Origin of the sequence: Legionella quinlivanii (assembly GCF_003265995.1) — a bacterium.
Classification (GTDB): Bacteria; Pseudomonadota; Gammaproteobacteria; order Legionellales; family Legionellaceae; genus Legionella_C; species Legionella_C quinlivanii_A.
Map to the genome: position 1 here is coordinate 333,177 of NZ_MVJN01000001.1, position 25,251 is coordinate 358,427.

A 25,251-nucleotide genomic window follows, 5' to 3' on the forward strand; every position below is an offset into this window, starting at 1 on the left:
AGCGTCTTAATTTTCTCATAAGAATAATTTAATAAAATTGCATTTTCTGTACAATATAAACCCATATTGATATGATTATTACAAATGCATGCATTCTTGTTAAAAAGATTATCAACTCAAATCTTTCACTAGAAGAAATAACGATAAGACTGGGTGACATTTTCACCCCCGAAGAAATTAATCAGCTATATCAAGCCGTTACAGATAATGATGACTTGTTGTTAAGAAAAGCACTCCAAAACTCTATAGATAATGCTTCCCTCTCTCAACCAGGGTACAGAAAAACTTTTTATGCCAAAGCGATAAGTTATGATCCGTTTGCATTAACCTACGTTGAGGAAATTTATGCTGATGATACGCTGTTCTATATTAAAGCGGTTGCCGCCGATGGTTTCCTGCTGGAACACGTGCCAAAAGAAGTTGAAAACTATGTTTCAATTTGCTTTCAAGCAATACATAAAAATCCGGAAAGCGTACAATTTGTACCAAGATCCTTACCAGAAGACATTAAAAAAGCGCTCTACCTTGCTGCCGTGTCAAACAATGGGTTGGCCCTGGAATATATTTTTGAAGCGCAGGACAATTATGATGTGTGTAAAACGGCCATCAATCAAAACATCTATGCAATGGAATTTGTCGATGAAACGATTCGCAAATTACTATGCACCCAGAACCGACGTGTCTATCTCGAAAGAAATTACATGTCTCACCAGTATTTTCCTGGAGATAAAGCCAGTTTTATCAAAGAATTTCTAAAGCAAATACAACATGTCATTTTGATTAATAAGCAAGATCTCTATGATCAGGAACTCGTGGATGTAATGGAGGTTTATAAACGTAAACAGTCACGTGAGGAACGAGTCACCTGTGTGACTACCGATCACCTGGACCATCTGATGAAGGATTTACAGTCGCTTGATCTGAAAGGCATTCACCTGATGATTCTTGGTCATGCCAACTCCTTTGTTAAGAAAATCGCGGGCCTGGACGCCAGTCAAATCACCGAAATAGTGGAAAAATATCCTTGTCTTACCAAGGTCACTTTATTTGGCTGTAAAAGCGCTCAAATCGAGAAGCTGGAAGAGGAAAAAGCCATTATTCAAAAAGCCAAGGCCGAAAAAAAGCCACAAACTACTCCCGCTTGCGGATTAATCGCTGCCATATCCAAATCAGCTTCTGTAGAAAATTATGCCAAACTTTTACGTGCCTCAGGGCTTGATGAAACTTATGTTATTGTTCAGCACCAGACGAATGAGGGGTATCAATATAAATTGCTCTACCTGTCAAAAAGCAATATCGACACAGGGAATGCTCAGGCATCTGCATTTCTATCGAAGGATAACGTTACTCTTTTACAAAATCAGTTTACGCGCAAAAATGATTTAAATACAGCCTTTGGAAAAGGCTTGAATATAGCGACATTGAAAAATAAAAAGACCCCGCTTAGAGTGGCTGAACTCGAACTGCTGGAGGAATTATCAGGCCGGAGCCCCTTTAGTAAATCGCATGTAAATTATAAAGTGAACAAAAGCAATCTGCCTTTCCTTCGTGGATTCACCATTACAGAAAAAGAAGCATTTTTCAAGCTTCGAACTTCATTGCTGAAGGAAGTTATGGAGAGCATTAAAGCAAATCCGCACATAACACGGGCGGTAGTGATTAAAGGATATTGTGAATTAATCCATGTCGACAAAAAAGAATCTCGCTTTCATGTTTTGCCCAATATGAGTTATACCCATAATTTTTATAAATTACGTCTCTTTAGTAATCCTGCTGTGGACAATATGGACAGAAAATCTTTAGCGATGGAGCGTAAGAGAATGATGGATGCAATTTACAGTGGGAATACAGAGGGTGAAAGTTTAGCCAAATCAGTTGAAATTAACTTGAATATGAATTTGATAGTTCCTCAGGAAACTCCAGAAACGCATTCAATCGTAGCCTAGAATAAAAAAATCCCGCCTAAGCGGGATTTTTTAATCTGACTATCAACTGGCTAGAAAACGCCTTCGCGGTAATCATGGCTTTCAAAATGCAGCTTGCCTTCTTTGACTTTCAGAATCACATGCCCGCCATTCGTTAATTTACCAAACAGCAGCTCATCAGCTAAAGGCTTCTTGACATTTTCCTGAATCAGACGGGCCATTGGTCTTGCACCCATTGCCTTATCATAGCCATGTTCAATCAACCACTCTCGGGCCGCCTTATCCACCTTAAAGGTCACTCCCTTGGCACTTAATTGCTCATCCAGCTCCATGATAAATTTATCAACTACCAAACCAATAGTGACATTATCCAATGGTGCAAAGTTAATGATAGCATCCAGACGGTTTCTGAACTCCGGACTAAATTGACGCTTGATAGCATCGAGTCCATCCAGACTATTGTCCTGCATGGCAAAACCGATAGAGCTTCGAGAAATTTCAGTAGCGCCGGCATTACTGGTCATCACCATAATCACATGACGGAAATCAGCCTGACGTCCATTGGTGTCGGTCAGCGTGCCATGATCCATAATTTGAAGCAGTAGATTGAATACATCAGGGTGCGCTTTTTCAATTTCATCAAGCAGCAGTACCGAATGAGGATTTTTAGTCACTGCTTCAGTTAACAATCCACCTTGATCATAACCCACATAGCCAGGAGGTGCTCCAATTAATCGAGATACAGTATGCTTCTCCATGTATTCAGACATATCGAAACGCAGGAGTTCAATACCCAGTACATTAGCCAACTGACGGGTCACTTCGGTTTTACCTACTCCGGTAGGTCCCGCAAAAAGGAAACAGCCTACTGGTTTTTGCGGTTCTCTTAAGCCAGAGCGCGCCAGTTTGATTGCAGAAGCCAGAGCGGTAATTGCAATATCCTGTCCATAAACCAGTAATTTAAGGTCACGTTCGAGATTTCGCAAAGTATCTTTATCTCTTGCAGAAACTTTTTTCACCGGAATACGGGCAATTTTCGCAACCACATTCTCAATTTCAGTAACACTGATAATTTTTCTGCGTTTGTTGGCTGTAAGAAGGTTTTGGTATGCCCCTGCCTCGTCAACCACATCAATCGCTTTATCCGGCAAGAACCGATCGTTAATATATTTAGCAGACAATTCCGCAGCAGCTTTAAGTGCAGGGATTGAAAACTTGACGCCATGATGCTCTTCCAGACGCCCTTTTAACCCTTTGAGGATCTCAAAGGTTTCATCAATACTTGGTTCTTTAATATCAATTTTCTGGAAACGTCTTGCCAAGGCACGGTCTTTCTCAAAAATACCCCGGTATTCCTGATAGGTAGTAGAACCGATGCATTTCAACTCACCATTCGCCAGCAGAGGCTTGATGAGATTGGACGCATCCATGACACCACCAGAAGCGGCTCCAGCGCCGATAATGGTATGGATTTCATCGATGAAAAGTACGGCACCATCCTGCTGTCCCAATTGTTTGAGCACCGCTTTCAGGCGTTTTTCAAAATCACCACGGTATTTGGTTCCCGCCAGCAAAGCGCCCAGATCCAAAGAGTAAACGATACAGCTGCTGATCGCTTCCGGTACTTCTCCATCCACGATACGTCTGGCCAGACCTTCGGCTATTGCTGTTTTTCCAACCCCTGCTTCCCCCACCAGTAATGGATTATTTTTTCGACGACGGCAGAGTACCTGTATTGTGCGTTGAATTTCTTCATGTCGACCAATGAGTGGATCAATCTTGCCCAGTCTGGCTCGCTTGTTGAGGTTCATGCAATAGCTTTCAAGCGGCGACTCGCTGCCCTCGCCTGACATTGACTCTTCATCCATCGATGAATTCATGTTATCACTCATGTCGTTGTTCTGGTACTTGGAAACCCCATGAGATATATAATTGATCACGTCCAGGCGTGTAATATTCTCTCTGCGGAGAAAATAAACTGCCTGGCTTTCCTGCTCACTGAAAATAGCAGCCAGTACATTTGCTCCGGTCACCTCAGTTTTGCCGGCCGATTGTACATGGAAAACCGCTCTTTGCAGTACCCGTTGAAATCCGAGTGTCGGCTGTGTTTCACGATCGACTTCATCTTCTGGGATTCGGGGAGTTGTCTCATCGATAAACTCGATCAAATCACGGCGTAATGAGTCAATATTAGCGTCACATGCCTGCAGAACATTCCCTGCTGCCGGATTATCAAGCAATGATAGCAACAAATGTTCTACCGTCATAAACTCATGACGTTTCTCCTTTGCTTCCTTAAAAGCAAGATTTAAGGTGAATTCAAGTTCTTTGTTTAACATTGTCGTTGCTCCTCTTCACCCATCTGCACTCATTCCGGTTCCATGGTACATAACAGTGGATGCTCGTTGCTTCTGGCAAAATCATTGACTTGAGCAACTTTCGTCTCTGCTATATCCCGAGTAAAAACGCCGCATACAGCCTTTCCAACTATATGCACCTGTAGCATTATCTGTGTCGCCAGTTCTTCACGGAAGTGAAAAAAACGCTTCAACACATCCACCACAAACTCCATCGGGGTGTAATCATCATTCAGGAGAATAACCTTATATTTTTTGGGCAATTTCAGCGCTGGGAGGACCTCTAGCTCCGTCACCTTTCGCTCAATTATTTCACCTGAAAATCGCTCGCTCATTACGTACACCCTTTACTAATTTTATAGACTTACCACGAGCATTTGGCCAGTAAAAAAGTGATTTAATTCATGAAAAAAATTAATTTTGTAGTTCTCGCCAGCATCCTGCTTCTTAAAGATTCAAATTGACAGTCTTATATAACAGTAAGCAGATTATTTTTTTCAAGCAATTGATAAAACCCACATTCTTGCATCCATTTTGCAAAATATCCTGACAAAAATCAAAGGCTCTTTGCAATTGGCTCGCAAACCGCTGGATTACCGACCTGCGCTGCGAGCAGGCTGTCGTGGTTGCATAAATGAAAACAGGTACACAAAAACCGTCTTTGCGAGCATCAGCGAAGCAATCTAGTTTTAAAACATTATTCAAGGTGCGATCTGGATTGCTTCACTTCGTTCGCAAAGACAACAAGTTGCCTTGTTCTATTTATGTAACAAGCTGAACAGGCTTAAGCTTACATATGATTAATTATTTCTTTTGCAAAACCGGAGCAACTTACTTCAGTTGCACCTGACATTAATCGCGCAAAATCATAAGTTACCGTCTTGGCTTCAATTGCACCCTCAGTTCCTTTGATAATTAAATCAGCAGCTTCGGTCCAACCCAGGTGTCTCAACATCATCTCAGCAGACAGAATAAGCGAGCCGGGATTGACTTTGTCCTGTCCCGCGTATTTGGGTGCAGTACCATGTGTGGCTTCAAAAACAGCAATCGCATCCGCCATATTGGCCCCTGGGGCAATACCGATTCCACCGACCTGTGCAGCCAGGGCATCGGAAATATAATCACCATTAAGATTTAAGGTTACAATGACGCTGTATTCATCCGGACGCAGGAGGATTTGCTGTAAGAAGGCATCTGCAATAACATCTTTAACAATAATGTCCTTTCCTGTTTTAGGATTCTTGAAATGCAGCCAGGGACCACCCTGATATTCGGTAGCGGAGAAACATTCACGAGCGACTTGATAACCCCAGTCTTTAAAGGCACCTTCAGTAAACTTCATGATGTTGCCTTTATGGACCAGCGTCACAGAGTCTCTGTTATTGTCGATTGCATACTGAATAGCTGCTTTAACTAATCGGGCAGTTCCCTGTTGTGAGACAGGCTTAATTCCAATTCCGCAGTGATCGGGGAATCGAATTTTTTTAACGCCCATATCTTCCTGTAGAAAACGAATTACTTTTTTAGCCTCAACACTATCCGCCTGCCATTCGATGCCAGCATAAATATCTTCAGAGTTTTCTCTGAATATTACCATGTCTGTTTTCCAGGGCTCTTTGAGAGGGCTTGGTGTTCCCTGAAAATAGCGCACAGGGCGCAAACAGGTATAAAGGTCAAGATCTTGTCGTATCGCGACATTCAAAGAACGGATACCACCGCCCACCGGTGTGGTTAAAGGCCCTTTAATCCCAATGACAAACTCACTGATAGCCTGAAGCGTTTCTTTGGGAAGCCATTGATTTTCACCATATACACGGGTCGCTTTTTCACCGGCATATACTTCCATCCAGGCGATTTTTCTTTTATCACCATAGGCTTTCTCAACAGCGGCATCTACGACCATACGCATTGCAGGAGTAACGTCCACTCCAATTCCGTCGCCTTCAATAAAAGGGATAATCGGATGATCAGGAACCTGTAAAGATAAATCAGGGGCAACAGTAATTGCCTGCCCATTTGCGGGTACTTTTATTTTTTCAAATGTCATCGACTGCTCCGTTAGTAAAATTCATGATCACCAAGGCGATTTGGGCTTCAGTGCTCATTTGGAAAGCAAGTAATACAAGGAAGAAATCTTATATCCAGGCCAAATAGCTACGTTTGAGTATATTATCCATACAATGAAGCAGGAAAATTATACGAGAGAGCTGTTTCCATGCTCACAATAATACGCTTATTACTCCAATGAGCGCTATCATAGCATGCTAAAACTCTTTAACCCAAGCACCTCGAAGTGATTTGGATTCAAACCGTTCACTTGCTCAAAATGAAAGGCTGCGGGGTTAGACACTACTCTTGTAATTCGGCATAATTTATCTTTTATTTGTATAGCCCCCCCTTTGTGAAACAAATTATTCTGTTTAATAAACCATTCGGAGTTCTTTGCCAGTTTACTGGTGAAGAACAAGACAAAACACTGGCCGATTATATTTCGATGCCTGGCTTCTACGCTGCCGGCAGGCTTGATAAAAATAGCGAAGGACTTTTGTTACTAAGCAATGACGGCAAACTCCAACACGCACTCACTCACCCTGATAAACGTAAACAGAAATATTATTGGGTACAGGTTGAAGGAACCCCTGCTGATAGTGATTTAAACAAATTACGTGCTGGTTTAAAACTTGAAAAGGAGTCTTTTCTTCCTGCCAAAGCCAGGATCATTGAGGAGCCTGCCAATCTCTGGGCAAGGAATCCGCCGGTCCGTTTTCGCAAGTCGATACCCACCTCGTGGCTTGAGATTGTACTTTGTGAGGGGAAAAATCATCAGGTCAGGCGAATGACGGCCGCAATTGGCTTTCCAACTCTGCGTCTCATACGCCATCGGATAGCCGATTGGGAGCTGGGGGATCTCTTACCCGGTCAATATAAAATGGTGAGCATCTGATAAGCCAGCTTTTTTATAAAGGGTTTAATTAAATTGCGAGCGCGGATGTATTTTAGTAAGCAGCGTGTCCTCAGTTAATAATCGAATCCAGGGCCATATCAGAACACTAATGACTGCACTCCCCAAGACATCAAAAAGACTGGCATAGCCGCCAAGAATGATATCGATGCCAAAAATACATAACTGGTAAACCAGAGCCGCAATGCCTACCAAAGCCATTTGCTGGCCAATGGAAAAAAGGCAGAATCGTCTGGATTTGCTGCTGGCAATCCAGGTAACAATCGACAGGGCAAAGGTATGCTCACCAATAATCGTCGACAGCAGAGTATCGAGAATGAGCCCCATGAGAATAAGAACCGCCAGACTAAAACGATCAGGCAGATAGAACTGAACATAAAGCATTAATAGCAATATCCAGGGCGGTCTGATACCTACTATGAGTTCGGGCAAAGGCAGAATACTCAGTGCCAATGCCAGTAGAAATGCAACCAGTAAGCGGATGTTCATTGAACTCATGAGCTGGCTCCAGCAGCGTTGATTCGCTCATTAATCTGACGAGTTAACTCGGCTTGCTCCTTATCCGGCCAGATAAGCAAAACCAGTCGATTCCGATTTAAAAGAGCAACCGGCGTCACATTCACCTTGATAAAGGCATCTCCCGGAATACTTTGGACAGACTCCACACGACCCACAGGATATCCTTCGGGATATAGACGGCCCAGGCCTGAGGTAACCAATAAGTCATCCTTCGCTATATTGGAAGTGCGCGGCAGATTAATCAAAGACAGTTGCCCGAGATTATTGCTGCCAACCAGTATTGCCCGCTCACCCGTGCGGGTATTTCTTACAGGAACAGCGCTTTTTGAATCTGAAATCAGCAATACGGTGCTGGTCATATAACCCACATCAATGATCTGCCCCATTACACCTTTTGCATCCAATACAGGCTGCCCAACATAAGCACCGTCCCTCTTGCCTTTATTTAATACAACAAACTGACGAGCTGTCGTTGTATCAACGGCAAGAATTTGCCCAGCCATTGCCCGCATTTGTGCTTTGGAAGAGGTTAATAACAACTCCCGAAGCTGAGAGTTCTCTTCTTTAATCGCCATTAATTTTTGCAGTTCCGCTTCAAGCATAGTTTGTTGATAGCGAAGCTGCATATTCTCATTAATTAAGGCGTTTTTGGAGCCTACCAGTGACTGAATCCAGCCAATAATACGAACGGGATAATCGACTGCGTATTGTAAGGGAGAAACGAGAAAGGAAAAGCCATTACGCACTGAACCCAGATAGTTATAGTGGAAATCAGAAAACATCAAACCAATAGATAAAGCAACAGCAAACACAAAACCTGAGGTCTTGTGCCTGCCTTTGGAAAATAATCTATTTTTGGAATTATTCGGTTGAGAGGAAATCACCGCCACGAAGGTCCATTGTTTCTAATGCCTTACCACCACCCCGTGCTACGCAAGTTAATGGATCTTCTGCTACCAGAACCGGAAGACCGGTTTCTTCCATAAGCAGTGTATCCATATTCTTCAAAAGCGCACCACCACCTGTTAACACCATGCCACGCTCGGCAATATCCGCTGCCAATTCGGGAGGAGCAAGCTCAAGAGCCGCACGTACTGCACCAACAATACCAGAGAGAGGCTCTTGCAAAGCTTCTAAAATTTCGGCACTGGTTAGTGTAAAACTTCTTGGCACTCCCTCAGCCAGATTTCTTCCACGCACTTCAATCTCAAACAGATCACGGCTGGGGAAAGCTGAGCCAATTTCATGCTTGATACGCTCAGCGGTCGTCTCACCAATCAGTGTTCCATAGTTTCTGCGCACATAGGAAACGATGGCATCATCAAATTTGTCACCACCAATGCGAACCGACTGATGATACACAATTCCACTAAGAGAAATAATAGCGACTTCGGTAGTACCCCCGCCAATATCCACTACCATGGAACCACTGGCTTCTTCAACCGGCATACCTGAACCTAATGCGGCAGCCATCGGCTCTTCAATCAGAAATACCTCGCGGGCACCAGCACCCATCGCTGACTCACGAATCGCTCTGCGCTCTACCTGCGTTGATCCACAAGGCACGCATACCAGAACACGCGGGCTTGGACGTAAAAATCGGTTTTCATGAACTTTGTGTATGAAATGCTGCAACATTTTTTCAGTAACAAAGAAGTCGGCAATAACACCGTCTTTCATGGGCCTGATCGCGTTTATATTTCCGGGAGTACGTCCCAGCATTCTTTTGGCTTCGAGGCCTACAGCGGCAACCCGCTTCTGCCCGGATTCATTTCTGAGGGCCACAACAGAGGGTTCATTTAAAACGATCCCCTTGTCCCTGACATAAATCAATGTGTTGGCGGTTCCCAAGTCAATCGACAGATCATTGGAAAATACGCCCCTGAGTTTCCTGAACATGTGCAACATTACCTCGTTCTTTTTTTGGCCTGTACTTTACCTTATATTTGGATAAAAATCGACAGATCTTTGTGAGATCTTTGCATTCGCCCTTTTATTATACCCTTGCAGTTTAGCTGTACTCGTAATTGCTGAGTAATCCAAAAATATTAAAGACGGATGGTGGTTCCTGTAGTATTCTTGGCGCCTAACAGATCACACGCAAACTAATCAGAGTAAATTGGCTTTAGATATCAGAAACAAGGAGTTTTTAACGATGAAGCAATATGTAACTGGAATGTTATTACTGTCTGTCCTAACGACGGCTAGCGCGGGGGATATGGGGCCTCAACAAAGCAGCAGTCCTTGCTGCCGATGGACTATTGGCGGTGAGCTGTCTTATTTAAGACCCGATGGCGCGATGATTGATTATGCGACTGAAATGGTTTTTGTAACGCCCACAGTTGTTACTGCGCATGGGAGTTATGTAAACCCCTCTTACGAGCCTTCCTGGTCAGCATTTGTCAAGTATGACTGGACACCTCAAGCTGATATTCAGTTCAGGACGACTCATTTTGATCATGAGTTTGGCTCCTCAGTGACGATCCCTGATTCATTATTAGTCGTCAACTCGACACTTGTTTCCGATTTTTTTGGTGGGGCTGCAGGGAAAGTGCTCTTTGATCTGGATAATTATGAATTATCTATCGGTGCTAACATCAATGCCTTCCAATCGGGTTGGCGATTAAGACCTTACACCGGGCTTCATTATGTTGAGGAAAATGATCGATTAATCCAGCGGTTTTATCGCAGCGACGCTGCTTTTGTCCATTATCTCACCAGTCGTTTCCGAGGAATTGGCCCCATAATAGGCCTCGAAAGCCATTATCCACTATTCGATAGATTGACCCTAAAAAATGACTTCACCTTAGGGTTCCTCATTGGAGATGCCGATATGCGAACAATGGGAGACATTAATGATGCCCCCATCCAGCCTATTACCTATATTGATTTCAAAAACTTTGATCGGGAAAGGCTCGTACCCTATGGCTTCCTCGACATTGGACTGCAGTATGACATGCCTTTGGGTGCTTATGAGGCAGGTATCAACGGTGGATTTAAAGTCATTTATTATGATGATATTCATGGCAGACGCGCCGGAACAGGACCCAATGATCCATTACGGCTGAACTATGTTACCTATTATGGGCCCTATATTGGTGTTCAAATCAGGGCTTAGTGGGTTTTTGGTCATTGTAAATCGCAGTTTTTATTGGGAACTGCGATTTGGATAAGTGTGGCGTAACAATTATCTCAGAATTGCAAAACGTTATGAGTATCTACATGAGCTAAAGCTTTGCACTGCCATGGCGACGGATAAGAGTGATAACAAGTTATTTTTTTCGATTAAATCCCTGATATACGCGTGTGACAAATTTTCCCAATCTCGATTGCTGCGCCTTGAATACAGCATCGATTGGAGTATTAAATACATGATTTGTATAATTGGACATGGTTTTCAATGAGATGGCAAGAATGATATCCAATATCTGCTTTTCAGTGTAACCCTCAGCCAGAAACTCCTTTACTTTATCTTCGGATGGCCGCCCTCTGCTCCAGATCATTTCCCGGATAAAATTAGCCAGAACCTGATATTTGGGTACAGGAATTTCAGCATCGCTGCTAATAGCGTCAGTCACTTCATAAGGAATTTTAGCCACCATACTGGCAACAGTTCCATGCGCGGCCAGACAATAACCACATCCATTTTCATAACTGATTACCAGAAAAATGATCTGTTGTTCCGCAGAAGAAAATCCAGAGTGTTGACTGAATAATCTGTAGGTATCCAGATAGGCTTGCAACAGTTCTGGAGCATTGGCCATTACCTTAAAAAGGTTAGGTACCATTTTCGTTTCTTGTCGTGCCTGGTCATATAATTTTTTGACCCACTCATCATTGGGTTGTTCTACCGAGCCTGATTTCATAGTATACATAGAGATACTCATTATTTTGGGATGATACTAATATGAGCATAGACAAAATTATTCTGGCTGGTTTTATTGGATTGGCAGCAGCAGTTCTGGTGGGCACAGGAGAGTTCCTTCTCCATTATACTTCGAGTGGCTATGATTCTAAAATCCCTTATCAGTTTTTTCATGATATATCCCCTAAACGTTTGCTATGGGGACATTTTATCGCCGTTCTGGCAGCTCCGTTTTATCTGGTTGGCTTTTGGCATCTTTATCAAATGTTACTTCCAGCAGGCGGTAAATTGCCAGCCGCAGTCGCATTGACTGCGGCATATGGATTTATTATGGGAATCGTCTGGATTGGTTCGCGGGCAATCATAGCGGCTATTATACAAAGCAAAACCTCCGCCAATGCAGAGTTAATAGCATCTTATCAGCTTTATGAGGAAACATTACTTCAGATTATACGTGTGACCACTCTGGCTATGTCTGCTGGATTTGTCTACCTCGTTTTAACTGGATCGACTTATTATCCAAGCTGGATGTGGGCTTTAAATCCCTTCTTCATCCTGCTTGCCGTCTTTTTGATTTATTTTATATCACCAGCTGTTGGCAAATACATTATGCCAATAGCCATGAATGTTACCTACACCCTGTTCTTTGCACTCTCAACCTTTTTCGCCATTCGGCTCAGGGGGTGAGTCCGTTTTACCTATATGAATGGTACTGTTGATCGCTGGATGCTTTATTGTTTGCTCAGTTCCATTCATATAGTGGACAGTTAGAAGTTCTGCCGTTTGGCCCTTGCCCAAACCGAAGATGATCTGATTTCCCTGATAAGCACACAAGCCTTGAGTCGGCACAAAAAATCGGGTCAGCACTTTTCCATTCGTCAACTTCAATTTAAGCACCGCGCCCAGTGCTTCTGGAGAGTAAGGCATCTGAATTTTTATAAACTTATTAGCCCCCCCTGTATTATTCAGGAAGGCTTTAAGCGGTCCATTAAGGTTTGTATAAAGCAAATCCGGATAACCATTCCCCGTGAAATCGGTGCTTAGAGGAGAGATAGCAAAATAAGGGTCTTCTGCATTTGCCTGCTTTTCAATGCTGGCATAAGTTTGATTGGGTAATTCTTTCAAAACTCGACCAGGCAGCCGGAATAATTTATGCAAGGGAAAGCCAATGTAATTTTGAGCAATTACCAAATCCTGCCTGCCATCATTAGTGAAATCCTGGAATATCACACCCCATCCAAACTCATAGTCTGCCGTCATGGTCTGTTTAGCCACATCCTCAAACTGAAAATTACCTTTATTTTTCAGAAAAATATTATCCCGTAATAAAATCTGATCTTTCCTTAAATCACCTCTGACTATAAAGCCTGGGGGTGTAGAACCTAAATTCCACCAATAGGATGGGCCGATATTACTAAAAAACAGATCTGGAAGGCCATCATCATTGTAATCCCCAACGGCAATCCCCATAGGATAGGAGTATACTGTCGAAGTGGGATTGGGCATGTATTTGAAAGTCAGGTTACCCATGTTTTTATAAGTTCTTACCTGACCGGTATCGTGTGCCACCACCAGGTCAAGTTCATTATCACCGTCTAAATCCACAAAGACACCCTGAAAGGTGTTATGAATATAATTCAATCCGGCACTGTCGGTAATATCTGTGAACGTATTATCACCATTATTCTTTAATAATAAACTTTTTGCTCCATAATCTTTTTTATTGAAAATTGTTTGCCCTTCTACAAACTCAGGTTTGATGTATGCGGCGACATACAAATCAACAGTGCCTTTTTTCTGCAAATCAGCGCTGGCTATTGAAATGGGGGAATAGCGTGGGTCTATTTGAATATCAAGCTTTTTGATATTGAACCGGCCCTGTACATTTTCGTAGAAATAAATTCCACTGTCACGAGCTACAAATAAATCAGGTAAACCATCATGATTTGCATCAACGGCAATCACTCCGTAAGTCGTATCGTTAGCAGGCTTTTGTAATCCAGCCTGGGCAGAAACATCGACAAACTGGCCATCTGCAAATTTGAATAGTTTATCCTCCTGATTAAACCCTCCTCCTGCAAACAGATACTGGACATCATTTCCCTCGAGATTGAAAATCGCAGCCCCCATAAATGGCAGCGATTTCTCATTATCAAATTGGTGTACAAAATTTAATTCGATACTGTCAAAATGAGGAATGGCTTCAGCGCTGGCTTGTTGTTTTGGATAGGGGTTAGATGGCCAGGTCAGAATTCTGATACCAATCAGCCCGACGATTATAAGGAAGAAAGTAATAATTATCTTGATGATCATTGAAATCTCAAAAGAACAGGTTAATAACTACTGTATTTAAAATATTAGACTAATAAAGATTATAAGGACATAAAAATAAACGAAAATCACTATAACGGTTTCCGCCAGAATTCCTGTCCATTGATGTTTGATTCAGAAAATATGTTGAGATGACCAATGTATGAACGGGGATAAGGTTTGCTGTAAAATACAAACTGGCTGCGGATTCACTTGAGGGATTAATAGCGTGGGATGAACGTGAGCCCGCAGCCGGATATTAATTTACTGTATAATAAATGTTTTTTGCAATTCCTTCAGATGCGAATTTACAAATTTTTTTCCAATTCCAGGAACTGAAGCCAAATCTTCCACCCGTTTGAAATCCCCATGCTCGGTACGATATTTTATAATAGATTCCGCCCGCTTTTTTCCAATCCCTTTAATAGATTTGGATAAAGCCTTTACATCAGCGCTATTGAGATTGATTGTTGAGCCCGATTGCTTTTCTGCAGGGGTAAGCGGAACTTCTGAAGCATGAAGCGGTAGATTGAACATAACAAAAGATAGTATTAAACAAATTAATTTGCTTTTCATTTTTTTCTCCATATTGATTGGACTAACAGCCTTTCCAGGCTATTTTTTGACCGTTCCATTATTTCCATAATTAGAACGGCCGTCAGTATGTCAGCTATTAATTGTTCTGTCGAGGGTAAAATGAGCAAAATGTTTTGCAAGAACGAATGAAACGCAAGCCGTTAATTTTTCAACCATTTCCAAATGTAGAAATTCGTTCGGCCCATGCGCATTGGACTGCGGTCCCAGGACACCGGTTATCATAAATTGTGCCTGCGGGAATTTTTTGCCTAACATGCCCATGAACGGAATGGTACCACCCTCCCCCATATAGATTGCCGGCTTCTGGTAGAAAGTCATTGACGCATCATTTACCGCCTTTGAGAACCATTCAGTTAACAAGGGAGCGTGCCAACCCTCTGCGCCGTCCGCAATATTAAAATCTACTTTTGCTGAATAGGGAGGATTTTCTGTCAGGGCTGATTTAAGTGCTTTAGCGGCTTTCTCAGGATTGACCAAAGGGGGAATACGCATAGAGACTTTTAGCACTGTTTTAGGTCTTAAGACATTGCCGGCGTTGGCGAGACTCGGCAAACCCTCCGCGCCAGTAATCGTCATGGCGGGACGCCAGGTCCGATTTAAGATCAGTTCCGCTTTCTCCATGCTGACGGGTAGCACGCGTTCCTGAAAAGGAAATGCTCTGTAAACTTCCTCTTTGAGCACTTCGGCGCAAGCTTCAGCCTGTTTTACACGCTCTGTCGGGATTTCACAATAAAGATCCTTAAGCTCGATAACTCCGCTTGTTTCGTCTTCCACTCGGCTTAATAACTGCCTGGCAATGCGAAAGCTGTCAGCGACAATGCCGCTGGCGCTGCCTGAATGAACCCCTTCTTTTAACACCTCAACGGATAATTCGCCAACAATATTGCCACGCAATGACGTCGTCATCCATAATTGCTCATAATTTCCTGCGCCAGAATCAAGGCAAATAACCAGAGAGGGTTTTCCTATTCTCTCCTCGAGAGCCTGAATGTAATAAGGTAAATCATAACTGCCGCTTTCCTCGCAAGCCTCAATCAGAATGACGCAGCGCGCATGAGGGATCCCCTGTTTCTGTAATGCGTTGATCGCCAATAGCGAGGCATAAGCAGAATAACCATCGTCAGCCCCCCCTCTGCCATAGAGTTTGCCGTCTTTTAAAACAGGCTGCCAGGGACCAAGGCCTTCTTTCCATCCAGACATTTCTGGTTGCTTATCCAAATGCCCATAAAGCAATACTGTTTCCTCACCCTGTCCTGGAACTTCCATAAAGATAAGAGGGGTTCGGCCAGGCAAGCGTACAATCTCCATCAACATATCGCGGGGCGCATGCTGTTCGCACCAGGCCGCTATATGATTAACGGCCTGTTCCATATAACCGTGTGCTTCCCAATCCGGATCGAAATGAGGAGACTTGTTAGGGATTTTTATGTATTCCATCAAGCTTGATAAAATATTTTCCTGCCATTCATTAGCTATGAATTCAAACAGCTTTTGGTGATTCAACACTTAATAACTCCTTAATTAGTGCTAATACTTTCTCCGTAGCAGACTCAATTCCCAGTAGTCTGATATTATCGAGAATATGCTCACGATTGGCCTTGACTTCTTCAATAGCCTTCAGCAGATCTGCCTCGTTAAAAAGATCATCATCGAGCACCACGCTAATACCTTGCTGCTTGCAGTAGCGTGCATTTTGAATTTGATCTCCCCTGCTTACTTTGGCAGATAAGGGAATCAGAATATGAGGCTTTTGCAGAGCAAGAATTTCGTAAATTGCATTGGCTCCTGCTCTTGAAATAATCAAATCACTGGCGGCAAACAAATGAGACAACTCTTCATTGGCATATTCAAACTGACAATAGGCAGGATTGTTAACGGATGAGTCCAGTTTCCCTTTGCCACAAAGATGAATAATCTGCCAGGTCTGGGTTAATTCGGGGAGAGCCTTACGAATAATTGCGTTTAGCTTGCTTGCACCAAGGCTTCCTCCCATCACCAGAAGACAGGGCTTTTCATCATTAAAGCCGCAAAGATCGAGTCCTTTTTGTCGATTGCCACGAAATAGTTCCGAACGAATCGGAGTTCCAGTCACTTCCACTTTTTCTTTTTGTTTAAAATGAGTACTGGCTGAGGAAAAATTTACGGCGATTTTATTAACAAAAGGAAAACTCAAACGATTAGCGAGACCTGGGGTTAAATCGGATTCATGAGCAATGACCGGAATACCGCGTAACCAGGCGGCAAATACTACAGGAAATGCGACAAAACCGCCTTTTGAAAATACCACATCCGTTTTCAGCTGTTTAAGTAAACGCCAGGATTGAAAGATCCCCCTGAGGATAAGCAAAGGATCCAAAAAATTCTGCCAGCTAAAGTAGCGCCGCAATTTACCCGAGCTTATCGAATGAAACGGAACGCCTTGCGCCCGAATCATAGTATCTTCCACCCCATTTTTTGAACCGATGTAGTCAATCTGCCAATTTTCTCGCTTAAGAATTTCAATCAGGGCCAGATTAGGTGTGACATGCCCTGCAGTGCCGCCGCCTGTTAAAACAATTCTTGGGCTCATTGAATTTCCTTGATTAATAAGCTGAGATCGATGGCTTCCACACATTTGGTTAAACCGCCTACAGAAATAAAATCAACACCGGTTTGAGCGATTGCATTGATAGTCTCAAGGCTTACCCCTCCAGATGCCTCCAATGTAGAGCCATAGGATTGATTAAGATTTACAGCCTGAGCCAGCAGCTGCAAACTGAAATTATCAAGGAGAATGCGGTCAGGTTTTGCCTCGAGGGCTTCTTGTAATTCCACAAGATTTTCAACTTCAACTTCCACCATTAACTCAGGATGCATCGTTTTTGCTTTTTGAATTGCCTGGGTAATTGAACCACAGGCCTTGATATGATTTTCCTTAATCAGAAAAGCATCATACAACCCTAAACGATGATTCACGCCTCCCGCGCAGGCAACCGCATATTTTTGCGCCAGTCTTAATCCGGGTAAGGTTTTTCGCGTATCGAGTAATTTGGTTTTGGTATTTTCCAGCGCTTTCAAATAATGCCGTGTTTTTGTTGCCGTTCCCGAAAGCGTTTGAAAAAAATTCAAAGCTGTACGCTCGCCTGACAAAATCTCACGTGCAGGCCCTTTGATTTGACAGAGTATGGCGGGTTCGGCCAGCCACTGTCCTTCAGCAACATGCCAGTCAATTTGTATTGCTGGGCTTAAACTGCGGAACACTGTCTCTACCCAGGGCTGCCCACAAACCAGCATGGCTTCCCGGCTTATGATTTCAGCACGCACCTCAAGACTCTCAGGCAGCAACTCTGCACTGACATCTCCAGTGCCCAAATCCTCGGCCAATGCCCTGCTCACATCGGCTTCAATTAAATCAGGAGTTAACTTCATTCTTCCTCCGGTCATAAGCAGCATAACGAGACTTTAATAGCGGAGGCGCTAAAAAAGTAGTGACGATAATCATTAAAACGATGGCCGAAAATAATTGATCGGAAATTACTCCCAATGTACGGCCAATGGACGCGAACACAAGCCCGACCTCACCGCGTGGCAACATACCGATGCCGATTAACAGGCGATCATCTTTTCTGTTTCCTCCCAAACCGCTAATCAGTTTTCCGACTATGGCCGCAACAATTAATCCTGCCGAGGTCATTAACACATGCCAGTCGAAAAAGGATTCCAGTTTCACCTGAATACCAATCAGTATAAAAAACAAAGGCGCTAATAAGAACTCCAGAGGAGCAATTAACTGTTTGATATTAAAAGGCTTGACAGAACCTGAATCAGAATTAGGTTCAAAATAGCCGTCATGAATAATCAGACCGGCGGCAAATGCGCCAATGATGGAGGACAATCCAACGACAGTTGCAAACCAGGCCAGTGCCATTAAAAAAATAAAAGCCAGGAAAAGCTTTGCTTCCCACAGTTCAAGAAAGTTAAGCATTTTGACCGATTTTCTTAAAGCCCAGGGTCCTATCGTCAGTGCGGCGGTAAAAAATAAAAATGCCGAGACAATCACCCGGACTATCACCCACATGTCCAGACTATTATTAATTACGATACTGCTGACAATCGAAAGAATAATCAACCCCAGCACATCATCTATCATTGCCGCCCCCAAAATGGTATGCGCTTCCCGGGTACGCAATTTTTTTAACTCGGAAAGTACTCGTGCAGTGATGCCAATGCTGGTTGCTGATAAGGTAGCGGCTACAAATAAGTCGGATTGGTAGGAGGCATTCGGCAGTAGCCAATGAGCAATAGCAAAGCCTAAAATAATAGGGGCAATCACACCAATAAGAGCCACACTTAGGGCTTCACGGCCTGTATGCTTTAGCTCCTGGAAAGAGCTTTCCAACCCTACCATAAACAAGAGAAAGATGACCCCATAGCGCGAAAAAATATCGAGAATATAACCTACTTTTAAATAATCAATGCCTTTCACACTGCTTAGCGCAACCACCATTTGCTGAGCATAAACAGGATCGGCAATATTATTTTGCACAGCCTCAGCGAGAGTGGCATTTCCCAGTATATCTCTCATAATATTAAAAATCGCCGAGCCTTCGCGAAGCACAACAATCAGCTCGGAGCCAAAAAAATAACAGATATTTCCTAATAAAACGCCCATTAACAATTCGCCTAATACACCAGGCTGGCGAAGGGCTTTGGCGATGCATCGGCCTATAATGGAGAGAGTGAAAATTAAAGTGACCCAAAAAATAATGCTGGCTACCGGATCATGCTCCGCTTCCCGCTGTGTCTGGGCTAAAACAGTCAGGGGAAGGGTCATTAAAAACAGAAAGCAGCCAAAAGCCTGGCTTATTGCTGAGAAATTAAGCATCCTCTCAAGAAGAGAAGATGCCTTTTTATTAAAGGACTGACAAGACTCTGTAAAACTCATGATGAGCGTTTGGCAAGAAACAGACAGGTATCTACAACAGAATCAGGGTTTAAGGAAACGCTGTCAATACCCTCTGCCATCAACCACTCAGCAAAATCCTTATGATCCGAGGGGCCTTGTCCGCAAATACCCACATACTTACCGGCCTTTTTGCAAGTTGATATGGCCATATGCAGTAAAGCTTTAACTGCGGCATTGCGCTCATCAAATTGGGAAGCAACCAGACCGGAATCCCTGTCAAGACCAAGAGTTAGCTGGGTTAGATCATTGGAGCCGATGGAGAAGCCATCAAAATATTCAAGAAACTCGTTAGCCAGCAAGGCATTAGAAGGCAGTTCGCACATCATGATAATACGAAGGCCATTCTTTCCGCGCTCCAGCCCCTGCTGCTTCAGTACATCAATAACATCATGCGCTTCCTGTACCGTTCTTACGAAAGGAATCATGACTTCGACGTTGGTAAAGCCCATGACTTCACGTACGCGTTTTACCGCCTCACATTCAAGCGCAAAACAATCCGCGAACGCAGGTGAAACATAACGGGAAGCACCGCGAAAACCAAGCATGGGGTTTTCTTCATGGGGCTCAAACAGATCACCCCCAGTCAGATTGGCATATTCATTGGATTTAAAATCAGATAATCGGACTATAACCGGCTTGGGATAAAATGCCGCGGCAATTGTGGCAATGCCTTCCTTGAGGCGCTCTATATAAAATTCAACTGGCGATTCATAGGCCGCGGTTTTTCTTGAAATATACTCTTTAAGCTTCTCGTCCTGCAATTGATCGAATTGCAAAAGCGCCTTGGGATGCACACCAATGGAATTGGAGATTAAAAATTCCAGGCGGGCCAAGCCAACACCGGAGTTAGGAATAGACTGAAACGCAAATGCACGCTCCGGATTCCCCACATTCAGCATAATTTTCATTGGCAGTTCAGGCATCGACTCGACATCAAGCGTTGCATACTCAAAGGGCAAAATTCCTTTGTACACATAACCATTATCTCCCTCAGCACAACTGACAGTGATTTCCTCACCATCACGAATGTGTTTGGTCGCATCACCGCAACCAACCACTGCAGGAATTCCGAGCTCTCGAGCAATAATTGCCGCATGGCAGGTTCGCCCGCCACGATTGGTGACAATCGCTGCGGCACGCTTCATAATGGGTTCCCAATCAGGATCAGTCATATCCGATATCAGCACATCGCCGGGTTCCATTTTATCCATTTCACTAATGTCATGAATAATTCTTGCTTTGCCCTGGCCAATTTTCTGACCAATACTGCGGCCTTCACTCAATACCTCGCCCCGCTTTAACAACTGATAGCGCTCTCTTTTCTGTTGTTTATCGCGGCTTCTCACTGTTTCCGGGCGCGCTTGCAAAATATAAAGCTGGCCATTGACGCCATCCTTTGCCCATTCAATATCCATAGGCCGGCCATAATGCTCTTCAATAATGACCGCATAGCGAGCCAGTTCTTCAATATCTGCCTGTGTTAATGAAAAGCGCAGCCGCTCCGACTCAGAGACATCGACCGTTTCCACAGTTTTGCCGTTATCGGCATTTTGTGCATAAATCATCTTGAGCGCCTTGCTGCCCAGAGTTTTACGAATCACAGCTGGTCTGCCTGCTTTCAGGGCGGGTTTATGAACATAGAACTCATCGGGATTAACCGCGCCCTGCACTACCATTTCACCAAGCCCAAAAGAAGAGGTAATAAATACCACCTGATCAAAGCCTGATTCAGTATCGATGGTAAACATAACGCCACTCACAGCAAGATCACTGCGTATCATTTGCTGGATCCCGGCGGATAAGGCGACCTCATCATGAGCAAACCCATGATGCACACGATAAGCAATCGCCCTGTCATTGTATAATGAAGCAAACACCAGCTTGATAGCATGAAGAATCGCATCAATCCCCTTCACATTAAGAAAGGTTTCCTGCTGACCAGCAAAAGAGGCATCGGGCAGATCTTCTGCTGTCGCCGAAGAACGTACTGCGACACTAAAATCCTTGTTTCCTATTTCTTTAATTAATGCATTATAGGAATCAGTTACCGATTGAATGAATTGCCGGGTAAATGGGGTATTGATGATGAGTTCCCGAATAGACTTACCCGTGGTGACGAGGTCATTGATATTGTCCGTATCAAGGGATTGCAACATCTGGTGAATTTTCTCATCCAGCTTGTTTTGCTGTAAAAATTCACGAAAGGCCGCGGCTGTAGTGGCGAATCCTGTAGGAACCTGGACTCCGGCCGAGGATAAGTGGCTAATCATTTCTCCCAGCGACGCGTTCTTTCCGCCAACCTGCTCCAGATCACGCATACCTAACTGCGTAAAACTAATCGTGTGCTGTTCTAATGCCATAACGCCACCCTTATAATCCTTAAAAATATTGGCCATTCTACTCAAAATGCCCATTAATGGGAATGTCTGCTGTTAAAACTTGCCAGTAAAATAATAACCTCGGCCTACATTCATTCAATAGTCTGATTTCTTCGTTTCAAAGAATATTATAATGTTTAGCCAAGGATTGTTTATTTTTCCTGTATTTTTGCTGCAAAAAGCCGCTTTTTGTTACTTCGCGCGGTTTTTTTATTAAACCGCCATGTGCTGGCCGCCGTTAATGTGGACTGGCAGCCTTATTAAGTGAAAAAAAATGGCATATTTCTATTGTTTTATTCACATATGGTCTAGCTTCTAATATTATATGTGCTTTATGACTGTGGTGAAAATATTCATGAGCTTAACTTCTTTAACTGCCGTCTCTCCGCTTGACGGCCGCTACCAAAAAAAAACCAGCATACTAAGCCCCTATTTTAGCGAGTTTGCACTCATCTATTATCGTCTGATAGTTGAAGTTCGCTGGCTGGAAGCTTTAGCCGCTAATCCGGATATTCCTGAGGTGAAGCCTTTGTCAGAAGACGACAAACGTTTTCTGGAGCAAGTTCTTAGTAATTTCAATGAAGAAGAAGCTGAAAAAGTTAAAACCATTGAGAAAAAAACCAATCACGATGTCAAGGCAATTGAATATTATCTAAAGGAAAAGCTGACTGACCATCCTCGTTTGAGCGCCGCAGCCGGTTTCATTCATTTTGCCTGCACCTCGGAAGATATTAACAATCTCTCCTATGCCCTGATGATAAAAGAGGCATTAGCTCAGGTTATTCAGCCCACTTTGGCTGAAATTATTGGCGGTATCACCCTGCTGGGGAAACAACATGGTGATGCGGCGATGTTATCCCGTACCCATGGGCAACCTGCAACCCCGACAACCTTAGGCAAAGAACTGGTTAACTTTGTGGCACGTCTTAAAAGACCTCAGCAGCAGCTTGCCGAAGTATTGATCCCCGCCAAATGCAATGGCGCGGTTGGCAACTATAATGCGCATGTCGCGGCGTATCCGGAAGTAGACTGGCGTAAACATTGTGCTTCTTTTGTCAGCTCACTGGGTTTGTCTTTCAGTGCTTACACCACTCAGATTGAACCGCATGACGGCATCGCTGAAGTTTGTCACATTATGGTGCGAATCAATAATATCCTGCTCGACTACACTCAGGATATCTGGACTTATATTTCATTAAACTATTTTACCCAGAAAACAATTGCTGACGAAGTCGGTTCCTCCACCATGCCGCACAAAGTGAACCCCATTGATTTTGAGAACGCCGAAGGCAATCTGGGATTAGCCAATGCCCTGTTTGAGCATTTTGCGGATAAATTAACGAAATCCCGTCTGCAGCGCGATCTTTCTGACTCTACTGTGCTAAGAAATCTCGGTGCAGGATTTGCCTATACGCTCATCGCCTATCAGGCAATTGCCAAAGGCAATGATAAACTGCAGATTAATAAATCCGCATTGAAAGAAGATCTCGAAGATAACTGGGAAGTTCTTGCCGAAGCGGTTCAGACTGTCATGCGGCGCTATCAGATTCCGGATGCTTATGAACAATTAAAAGACTTGACTCGGGGCCAGGGAATTGACGCAGACAGTCTGCAACAATTTATTAAAGGGCTGGATATACCCGAGGCAGCAAAAACCAGACTATTAGCCATGTCACCCGAGAGTTACACTGGCTTGGCCGCGCAATTGGTGAAAGCATTTTCATGATCGAAGAATCATTATCACAACAAGGGACCTCTCGGGAATTTGATGTCATTGTCATAGGAACGGGTATTGCGGGTTTACATTATTGCCTGCAGGTCCTTAAATTACAGCCTCGTCTTCGCATTGCTTTAATCAGTAAGGCAGAGCTGGGTGAATGCAACAGCCGTTACGCCCAGGGAGGTATTGCCGCCGCATTTACGGAAGAAGACTCTCTGGAAGCTCATATCGGAGATACTATTCTGGCAGGAGATGGTTTATGCTATGAACCTGCTGTTGAATTTATCATTCGACAAGCCCCTTCCATTATTGAAGAACTACTAGGCTATTCAGTTCCCTTCACCCGTACAGATACTGGTTATAACCTGGCTCAGGAAGGCGGGCACTCCTTTCGCCGTATATTTAACGCCGGAGATCAAACCGGGCTGGTTATCGTGCAGGCCCTTCTGAGCCAAATCGCAGAGTTGAAACAAATCACGGTATTTGAACATCATATCGCGGTTAATCTTATCACTCATTATCACCCGCATCGAACCGATATTCAGGGGGAAGTGCTGGGCGCGTACCTTCTCGACTGCAAGGCTAATCTAATCCACACATTTCTTGCTCCCTGCGTCATTCTGGCAACGGGTGGAGCGGGCAAGACCTATCGATATACTACCAATCCAATGGTGGCGACCGGAGATGGCGTGGCCATGGCCTACAGGGCTGGAGCACGTGTAGGAAATATGGAATTTTATCAGTTTCATCCGACACTTTTGCATCATCATAGCCTGAATAATTTTTTAATCTCGGAAGCGGTACGCGGTGAAGGTGCACTCCTGATCAACCCGGAATCCGGCGAGCGGTTCATGAAAAAATATGCGCCGGAAGCAATGGAACTGGCAACACGCGATGTGGTGGCCCGTGCTATTTTTAGTGAAATTGAACAAGGGCAGCAGGGATTCGTACATCTGGATATTACTCATGAATCCCGTGCTTTTCTTAAAAAACGTTTTCCTCAAATCTTCTCTACTCTGCAAACGATTGGGATTGATATGAGCCAGGATATGATTCCAGTTGTTCCAGCTGCCCATTATCAATGCGGGGGGGTATTAACTGATGTCGACGGCAGAACAGACCTTAAACGGCTGTATGCTGTTGGTGAAGTGGCATTCACCGGGTTGCACGGCGCCAACAGGCTTGCCAGCAATTCCCTTCTGGAAGCACTGGCGATGGCGAGTAATGCCGCTCGCTGTACATTAAAAGATATCTCCACTCCCAACAAATTGTCTCAGGATATCCCTAACTGGTCGTCTTCAGGCGCCGTCAATCCACGGAGAGCGAGCCAAATCAATGCCCATTGGCGCGGCCTGCGCGGCGAAATGACTTCCTATGCCGGAATTGTAAGAACCGAGGCCGGTCTTGAAGATTTACTACAATTAATATTGAAGAGAAAGAAAATTATTGAGGAGTATTACTGGAAGCATTGTATCACCAGAGATTTCATTGAACTGAGAAATATTGTTCTGAACGCTGAACTTATCGTCAGGGCAGCACTCTGTCGAAGGGAATCTCGGGGAGGCCATTATCGCGAAGACTTTCCTGATAAAAATCTCCATGCCCAGGAAAGTATTGCTCGATTGACATCGCCGCAAAACCCATTTTTTTAATCAGACCTTTTTCCTATGAGG

Annotated in this window: 20 protein-coding genes; 6 read left to right on the forward strand and 14 right to left on the reverse strand. The window is 43.8% G+C overall.

All coding sequences use genetic code 11. The features are described from left to right. Positions 1-71: 71 nt before the first annotated feature. Positions 72-1,946, forward strand: a complete 1,875-nt coding sequence (locus B1207_RS01360; protein WP_112218201.1) for a DUF4116 domain-containing protein — start codon at positions 72-74, stop codon at positions 1,944-1,946. Between the two features lie 50 nt (positions 1,947-1,996). On the opposite strand, the gene clpA is transcribed toward B1207_RS01360, so the two are convergent. From clpA to icd, 3 genes are all read right to left on the reverse strand, one after another. Further along, entirely contained in the window at positions 1,997-4,264 is a 2,268-nt protein-coding gene (gene clpA, locus B1207_RS01365) for an ATP-dependent Clp protease ATP-binding subunit ClpA (RefSeq protein ID WP_112218202.1), read from the reverse strand. 29 nt (positions 4,265-4,293) lie between these two features. Then, on the reverse strand, positions 4,294-4,617 hold the full coding sequence (gene clpS, locus B1207_RS01370; protein WP_112218203.1) for an ATP-dependent Clp protease adapter ClpS: 324 nt from the start codon (positions 4,615-4,617) through the stop codon (positions 4,294-4,296). Positions 4,618-5,072: 455 nt separating this feature from the next. Then, on the reverse strand, positions 5,073-6,329 hold the full coding sequence (icd, locus tag B1207_RS01375; protein WP_112218204.1) for an NADP-dependent isocitrate dehydrogenase: 1,257 nt from the start codon (positions 6,327-6,329) through the stop codon (positions 5,073-5,075). 354 nt (positions 6,330-6,683) lie between these two features. Here icd and B1207_RS01380 point away from each other — a divergent pair, with 354 nt between their 5' ends. Further along, positions 6,684-7,226: a pseudouridine synthase gene (locus B1207_RS01380; RefSeq protein ID WP_112218205.1), complete on the forward strand. Its 543-nt coding sequence runs from the start codon at positions 6,684-6,686 to the stop codon at positions 7,224-7,226. A gap of 24 nt (positions 7,227-7,250) precedes the next feature. Here the strand turns inward: B1207_RS01380 and mreD are convergent, their stop codons facing one another. Genes mreD through B1207_RS01395 form a run of 3 tightly spaced genes read right to left on the reverse strand, consistent with a single transcriptional unit; the run spans position 7,251 to position 9,662 of the window. Further along, on the reverse strand, positions 7,251-7,742 hold the full coding sequence (gene mreD, locus B1207_RS01385; RefSeq protein WP_112218206.1) for a rod shape-determining protein MreD: 492 nt from the start codon (positions 7,740-7,742) through the stop codon (positions 7,251-7,253). Further along, on the reverse strand, positions 7,739-8,647 hold the full coding sequence (gene mreC / locus B1207_RS01390; protein WP_112218333.1) for a rod shape-determining protein MreC: 909 nt from the start codon (positions 8,645-8,647) through the stop codon (positions 7,739-7,741). Before mreC ends, mreD begins: the two co-directional genes overlap by 4 nt. Next, positions 8,625-9,662, reverse strand: coding sequence for a rod shape-determining protein (locus B1207_RS01395; protein ID WP_025385468.1), 1,038 nt, complete (start codon positions 9,660-9,662; stop codon positions 8,625-8,627). Before B1207_RS01395 ends, mreC begins: the two co-directional genes overlap by 23 nt. A gap of 256 nt (positions 9,663-9,918) precedes the next feature. On the opposite strand from B1207_RS01395, the gene B1207_RS01400 reads away from it, so the two are divergent. Further along, the gene (locus B1207_RS01400) at positions 9,919-10,881 is read left to right on the forward strand and encodes an Lpg1974 family pore-forming outer membrane protein (RefSeq protein WP_112218207.1); all 963 of its coding nucleotides are present in this window, start codon (positions 9,919-9,921) and stop codon (positions 10,879-10,881) included. A 154-nt stretch (positions 10,882-11,035) separates the two neighbouring features. On the opposite strand, the gene B1207_RS01405 is transcribed toward B1207_RS01400, so the two are convergent. Then, a complete protein-coding gene (locus tag B1207_RS01405; protein WP_253255755.1) occupies positions 11,036-11,638 on the reverse strand; it encodes a carboxymuconolactone decarboxylase family protein in 603 nt (200 codons plus the stop codon). A 32-nt stretch (positions 11,639-11,670) separates the two neighbouring features. On the opposite strand from B1207_RS01405, the gene B1207_RS01410 reads away from it, so the two are divergent. After that, positions 11,671-12,315 carry a DUF6796 family protein gene (locus tag B1207_RS01410; RefSeq protein WP_112218209.1) on the forward strand — a complete coding sequence of 215 codons (645 nt, stop codon included), beginning with the start codon at positions 11,671-11,673 and terminating at the stop codon, positions 12,313-12,315. Here the strand turns inward: B1207_RS01410 and B1207_RS01415 are convergent. From B1207_RS01415 to ppsA, 7 genes are all read right to left on the reverse strand, one after another. Then, positions 12,283-13,941 carry a CRTAC1 family protein gene (locus tag B1207_RS01415; protein ID WP_112218210.1) on the reverse strand — a complete coding sequence of 553 codons (1,659 nt, stop codon included), beginning with the start codon at positions 13,939-13,941 and terminating at the stop codon, positions 12,283-12,285. The genes B1207_RS01410 and B1207_RS01415 overlap by 33 nt on opposite strands. Before the next feature lie 261 nt (positions 13,942-14,202). Next, on the reverse strand, positions 14,203-14,514 hold the full coding sequence (locus B1207_RS01420; protein WP_216362444.1) for a ComEA family DNA-binding protein: 312 nt from the start codon (positions 14,512-14,514) through the stop codon (positions 14,203-14,205). Between the two features lie 90 nt (positions 14,515-14,604). After that, positions 14,605-16,041 carry a M20 family metallopeptidase gene (locus B1207_RS01425; RefSeq protein WP_112218211.1) on the reverse strand — a complete coding sequence of 479 codons (1,437 nt, stop codon included), beginning with the start codon at positions 16,039-16,041 and terminating at the stop codon, positions 14,605-14,607. After that, on the reverse strand, positions 16,016-17,104 hold the full coding sequence (locus B1207_RS01430; protein WP_112218212.1) for an undecaprenyldiphospho-muramoylpentapeptide beta-N-acetylglucosaminyltransferase: 1,089 nt from the start codon (positions 17,102-17,104) through the stop codon (positions 16,016-16,018). Before B1207_RS01430 ends, B1207_RS01425 begins: the two co-directional genes overlap by 26 nt. Then, a complete protein-coding gene (nadC, locus tag B1207_RS01435; RefSeq protein ID WP_112218213.1) occupies positions 17,101-17,943 on the reverse strand; it encodes a carboxylating nicotinate-nucleotide diphosphorylase in 843 nt (280 codons plus the stop codon). The genes B1207_RS01430 and nadC overlap by 4 nt, the downstream gene beginning before the upstream one ends. Next, on the reverse strand, positions 17,927-19,399 hold the full coding sequence (locus B1207_RS01440) for a cation:proton antiporter (RefSeq protein WP_253255756.1): 1,473 nt from the start codon (positions 19,397-19,399) through the stop codon (positions 17,927-17,929). The genes nadC and B1207_RS01440 overlap by 17 nt, the downstream gene beginning before the upstream one ends. A 56-nt stretch (positions 19,400-19,455) precedes the next feature. Further along, the gene (gene ppsA, locus B1207_RS01445; RefSeq protein WP_112218336.1) at positions 19,456-21,840 is read right to left on the reverse strand and encodes a phosphoenolpyruvate synthase; all 2,385 of its coding nucleotides are present in this window, start codon (positions 21,838-21,840) and stop codon (positions 19,456-19,458) included. Positions 21,841-22,213: 373 nt separating this feature from the next. Here ppsA and purB point away from each other — a divergent pair, with 373 nt between their 5' ends. Together purB and nadB are read left to right on the forward strand one after the other, a co-directional pair. Continuing rightward, complete coding sequence (gene purB, locus B1207_RS01450; protein ID WP_112218214.1) at positions 22,214-23,584, forward strand: adenylosuccinate lyase; 1,371 nt, start codon at positions 22,214-22,216, stop codon at positions 23,582-23,584. Then, entirely contained in the window at positions 23,584-25,230 is a 1,647-nt protein-coding gene (nadB, locus tag B1207_RS01455; protein ID WP_112218337.1) for an L-aspartate oxidase, read from the forward strand. Before purB ends, nadB begins: the two co-directional genes overlap by 1 nt. The last annotated feature ends 21 nt before the right edge of the window (positions 25,231-25,251 follow it).